We start from the raw sequence: 4,896 nt of genomic DNA, 5'->3' as shown, positions 1-4,896 counted from the left end.
GCGGTCGACCACGTCGGCATGGCGGTGCCCGACCTGGACGCGGCCAAGAAGTGGTACCACGACCATCTGGGCATGATCGTGCTGCACGAAGAGGTCAACGAGGAGCAGGGCATCGTGGAAGCGATGCTGGCGGTGCGCGGCGCTCCGGTGGGCAGCGCCCAGATCCAACTGATGGCCCCCATCGACGAGTCGTCGACGATCGCGAAGTTCCTGGACAAACGCGGGCCCGGCATTCAGCAGCTGGCCTACCGCGTCAGCGATATCGAAGCGTTGTCCGATCGGTTGACCGAGCAGGGCGTCCGCCTTCTGTACGACGCGCCCCGGCGCGGTACGGCGGACTCCCGGATCAACTTCATCCACCCCAAGGACGCCGGCGGGGTGCTCATCGAGTTGGTCGAACCGGCTCCCGGTCACTGACCACCTCAAGACCATTTTCGGGTCGGGCCACGGGTGGCGCGGTTAGCCCAACACGACGTATGCCAGTGTCGGCGGTCGTCAAGTCCCGCAAACCCGGAGTCGATTGGCCATACCACCACATGCGGTGTAGCGGAACGAATCTCGTGGTCGCACCCGGGACACCGGTACGCCTTCGCCGCGCGCGCACCGGCGATCGGACGCACCTCGTAGTCGTAGCCGTCCGGACCGGTTTCCACGCGCACAGCCATACGCCGAATTTTAGTTGCGCCGCCTAGAATAATCGATACTCGTCGCTGCCCATGCCGCGCATGGCATCGTAATCGAGTGTCAGGCAACGGATACCGCGATCGGCGGCCAGGGTACGAGCCTGCGGCTTAATCTGTTGTGCGGCGAACACGCCGCTGACCGGCGCGAGCAGGCTGTCGCGGTTGAGCAACTCCAAGTAGCGGGTGAGCTGCTCAACGCCGTCGATCTCGCCGCGGCGCTTGATCTCCACCGCAATGCAGCGGCCCTGCTCGTCGCGGCACAACAGGTCCACCGGCCCGATAGCGGTCATGTACTCACGTCGCACCAGCGAGTACCCCGCGCCGAGCAACTCGACGTGCTCGGCGAGTAACTCCTGCAGGTGAGCCTCCACGCCGTCTTTGACCAGCCCGGGGTCGGCGCCGAGTTCGTGGCTGGAGTCGTGCTCGATGTGCTCGACGGTGATGCGCAACTGGTCGTCGGCCTTGTTCTGCACCACCCACACCGGGTACTGGCCGTCGAGTTCCTCGGTGAAAGAGCACGGCGGGCTCATCCAATTCAGCGGCTTGTAGGCGCGGTCATCGGCATGCACACTCACCGATCCATCGGCCTTGATCAGCAGCAGCCGCCGCGCCGACGGCAGGTGCGCGGTAAGCCGTCCTGTGTAGTCGACGGTGCACTGGGCGATCACGAGGCGCACCCGATACACCTTAAAGCCATGTCGGATTCCCGCTAGTAACGCTGCCGGGCTGGTGGAATCGTGGCAACCGTGGCAACCGTGCAAGAAAATTTCGACCGCTGTTACCGCGTCGTGCAGGCCAAGGACGTCCGGTTCGACGGCTGGTTTGTCACCGCGGTGCGAACCACCGGGATCTACTGCCGGCCCAGCTGCCCCGCACGCCCACCGCAACCTCGTAACGTACGGTTCTTCCCGACCGCCGCGGCCGCCCAGCAGGCCGGCTTTCGGGCCTGCAAGCGATGCCGTCCCGATGCCTCTCCCGGATCGCCGGAATGGAACTTCCGTGACGACGCGGTGGCCCGGGCGATGCGCCTCATCGCCGACGGCACGGTGGACCGAGAAGGTGTGGCGGGCCTGGCGTGTCACCTCGGCTACTCCACCCGGCAACTGCAGCGGCTACTGCAGACCGAGGTCGGGGCCGGTCCGCTCGCGCTGGCCCGAGCGCAGCGTATGCAGACCGCGCGGATCTTGATCGAGACAACGAACCTCCCGTTGGGCGACGTCGCATTCGCGGCCGGTTTCGCCAGCATCCGCCAGTTCAACGACACCGTACGTACGGTGTGTGGCACCACCCCGACGGCGTTGCGGCGTCGCGTGCCAGTCCCGTTGGAACCCGGCACCGCCAACCCGGGAACGCTGGCGTTGCGGCTGCCAGTGCGCACCCCGTTTGCGTACGAGGGCGCTTTCGGCCACCTGGCGGCCAGTGCGGTGCCCGGCTGTGAGGACGTATGCGACGGCGCATATCGACGCACCTTGCGGCTGCTGCACGGCAGCGGAATTGTCAGCTTGACCCCGGCCGCCGATCACGTCCGGTGCCTGCTTACTCTTGACGATTTGCGCGATCTCGCGACCGCGGTTGCCCGGTGTCGGCGGCTCCTGGACCTGGATGCCGACCCGGAGGCGGTCGTCGACGCGCTCACCCGTGATCCAGAGTTGGGGCCGGTCGTGACCAAGGCGCCCGGCCAGCGCATTCCCCGCACGGTCGACGAGGCTGAGCTCGCCATCCGCGTCGTGCTGAGCCAACAAGTTTCGATGAAGGCCGCGCGGACCCACGCGAGCAGACTGGTTGCCACTTACGGCCAACCAATCACTGACACCGGCGGTTCGCTGACCCATACCTTCCCCTCGGCCGAGCGACTTGCTGATATCGATCCCGCCCGGCTGCCGTTGCCCCGGACCCGGCAACGAACCTTCGCCGCCCTGGTCGCCGCGCTGGCCGACGGCCGCATCGTGCTCGATGCCGGCAGCGACTGGGAGTACGCCCGCCGACAGCTGCTTGACCTGCCCGGGATCGGCGCCTGGACGGCCGAGGTGATCGCCATGCGCTGCCTGGGCGACCCCGATGCGTTTCCGGTAAGCGATCTCGGTGTACAGATCGCCGCCAAGCAGCTGCGGCTACCGACGGCTCTGCGGGCACTGGTCGAGCGCAGCGTTGGCTGGCGCCCGTGGCGCTCGTACGCTACACAGCATCTGTGGGCCACGCTCGATCACGCTGTGAACGAATGGCCGCCGAAGGAGGCCGCATGACTCATTACCGCATCATCGACAGCCCGATCGGCCCGCTCACGGTCGCCGGCCACGACCGCACGCTCACCCACCTGTTGATGCTCGATCACACGCATGGACCCGACCGCAGTAGCTGGCATCGCGACGGCACCGCCTTCCCGGCCGCTGTCGAGCAACTCAAGGCCTACTTCGCGGGCGACCTCACCGAGTTCGATCTGAAATTGGAGCTGACCGGTACCGATTTCCAACGCCGGGTGTGGGCTGCCCTGCTCACCATCCCCTACGGCAAGACCCGCTCCTACGGCCAGATCGCCAGGCAGATCGGCGCGCCGTCGGCATCTCGCGCCGTCGGCCTGGCCAATGGCCGCAACCCGATCTCGATCATCGTGCCGTGTCACCGGGTGATCGGCGCCGACGGCAGCCTGACTGGATACGGCGGTGGGATCGACCGGAAGCGAGCGCTACTCGACATAGAACAACGACGGGCCAAAAGCCAGGCAGGCACGAATTTGACGCTGTTCGACTAAACGATGGCCCCGCTGATCAAGCTCCACCCTTGGCGACGAACCCCCTTGACGCCCTGCCGAAAACGTGCGGCCCCGGTGACGTCTCGGGCGATAGGACCCTTGAAGTCGAGGTCGTCGGCCAGCAGCGGCACGAGTTCGCGGCCGTCGTCGTAGTTTCGAGCCACACCCGCCAAGATCCGGTAGTAGATCCTCAGCACGGCAGGCGCATGGTGACTGACCACAGCCACGATAGTCTCCTTGTCTACAGGTCTACTTATCCAAATGCCTGTGCCCCCCAACCGAATTGGGGGGCACAGGACTTTTAAATTGTGTTCGGCGGTGTCCTACTTTTCCGCCCGGATGGGCAGTATCATCGGCGCTGGCAGGCTTAGCTTCCGGGTTCGGGATGGGTCCGGGCGTTTCCCTGTCGCTGTGACCGCCGTAACTCTATTGAGATGTGTTTGGTGGTGGGGTGGGCTGATGTGGCGTGGTTGCGTGTCTTGGTGTGTTGGTAAGTTTTCGGCCGGTTAGTGCCAGTCACCTGCGCCCCTTGCGGGGTGTCTAGGTCTGGTCTATTGATCCCGTGGTCTGCGGGGGGCCTTATCCCACTTGTATGGGTGAGAAGCCTGGTCTTGGAGTGGGTTTCCCGCTTAGATGCTTTCAGCGGTTATCCTGTCCGAACGTGGCTATCCAGCGGTGCCCCTGGTGGGACAACTGGTACACCAGAGGTTCGTCCGTCCCGGTCCTCTCGTACTAGGGACAGATTTCCTCAAGCTTCTGACGCGCGCGGCGGATAGAGACCGAACTGTCTCACGACGTTCTAAACCCAGCTCGCGTGCCGCTTTAATGGGCGAACAGCCCAACCCTTGGGACCTGCTCCAGCCCCAGGATGCGACGAGCCGACATCGAGGTGCCAAACCATCCCGTCGATATGGACTCTTGGGGAAGATCAGCCTGTTATCCCCGGGGTACCTTTTATCCGTTGAGCGACACCCCTTCCACTCGGGGGTGCCGGATCACTAATCCCGACTTTCGTCCCTGCTTGACTTGTAAGTCTCGCAGTCAAGCTCCCTTGTGCATTTACACTCAACACCTGATTGCCGTCCAGGTTGAGGGAACCTTTGGGCGCCTCCGTTACATTTTAGGAGGCAACCGCCCCAGTTAAACTACCCGCCAGGCACTGTCCGTGAACCGGATATACGGTTCGACGTTAGGTATCCAATACGATCAGAGTGGTATTTCAACAACGACTCCGCCCCAACTGGCGTTGGAGTTTCACAGTCTCCCACCTATCCTACACAAAACGTACCGAACACCAATACCAAGTTGTAGTGAAGGTCCCGGGGTCTTTTCGTCCTGCCGCGCGTAACGAGCATCTTTACTCGTAGTGCAATTTCGCCGAGTCTATGGTTGAGACAGTTGAGAAGTCGTTACGCCATTCGTGCAGGTCGGAACTTACCCGACAAGGAATTTCGCTACCTTAGG

The 4,896-nt window shown here is 63.8% G+C and carries 6 protein-coding genes and 2 rRNA genes; 3 read left to right on the top strand and 5 right to left on the bottom strand.

All coding sequences use genetic code 11. The annotated features are described in order from the left end of the window. Positions 1-417, top strand: a 417-nt coding sequence (mce, locus tag AC2VOP_RS19695; RefSeq protein WP_486962528.1) for a methylmalonyl-CoA epimerase, incomplete at its 5' end; no start/stop codon positions are given. Positions 418-422: 5 nt separating this feature from the next. On the opposite strand, the gene AC2VOP_RS19690 is transcribed toward mce, so the two are convergent. Both AC2VOP_RS19690 and nucS read right to left on the bottom strand, forming a co-directional pair. Beyond that, positions 423-665 carry a hypothetical protein gene (locus tag AC2VOP_RS19690; protein ID WP_486962527.1) on the bottom strand — a complete coding sequence of 81 codons (243 nt, stop codon included), beginning with the start codon at positions 663-665 and terminating at the stop codon, positions 423-425. 23 nt (positions 666-688) lie between these two features. Next, entirely contained in the window at positions 689-1,360 is a 672-nt protein-coding gene (gene nucS / locus AC2VOP_RS19685) for an endonuclease NucS (RefSeq protein ID WP_486962526.1), read from the bottom strand. A gap of 78 nt (positions 1,361-1,438) precedes the next feature. Here nucS and AC2VOP_RS19680 point away from each other — a divergent pair, with 78 nt between their 5' ends. Both AC2VOP_RS19680 and AC2VOP_RS19675 read left to right on the top strand, forming a co-directional pair. Continuing rightward, positions 1,439-2,926 (top strand): AlkA N-terminal domain-containing protein, encoded by a 1,488-nt coding sequence (locus AC2VOP_RS19680; protein WP_486962529.1) that lies wholly within the window; start codon positions 1,439-1,441, stop codon positions 2,924-2,926. Next, positions 2,923-3,432, top strand: a complete 510-nt coding sequence (locus AC2VOP_RS19675) for a methylated-DNA--[protein]-cysteine S-methyltransferase (RefSeq protein WP_486962525.1) — start codon at positions 2,923-2,925, stop codon at positions 3,430-3,432. Before AC2VOP_RS19680 ends, AC2VOP_RS19675 begins: the two co-directional genes overlap by 4 nt. Here AC2VOP_RS19675 and AC2VOP_RS19670 read toward each other — a convergent pair. The 3 genes from AC2VOP_RS19670 to AC2VOP_RS19660 form a co-directional block, all read right to left on the bottom strand. After that, positions 3,429-3,659, bottom strand: a complete 231-nt coding sequence (locus AC2VOP_RS19670) for a hypothetical protein (protein ID WP_486962524.1) — start codon at positions 3,657-3,659, stop codon at positions 3,429-3,431. The two genes, AC2VOP_RS19675 and AC2VOP_RS19670, sit on opposite strands and share 4 nt — an antisense overlap. Before the next feature lie 83 nt (positions 3,660-3,742). Beyond that, positions 3,743-3,855: ribosomal RNA gene (rrf, locus tag AC2VOP_RS19665) — 5S ribosomal RNA — on the bottom strand. A 63-nt stretch (positions 3,856-3,918) separates the two neighbouring features. Further along, positions 3,919-4,896: ribosomal RNA gene (locus tag AC2VOP_RS19660) — 23S ribosomal RNA — on the bottom strand; the annotation flags it as partial.

It is taken from the genome of Mycobacterium sp. TH-M106 (assembly GCF_057473765.1).
The sequence above is the reverse complement of the archived record's forward strand: the minus strand, read 5'-3'. Positions and strand labels throughout refer to the sequence as shown.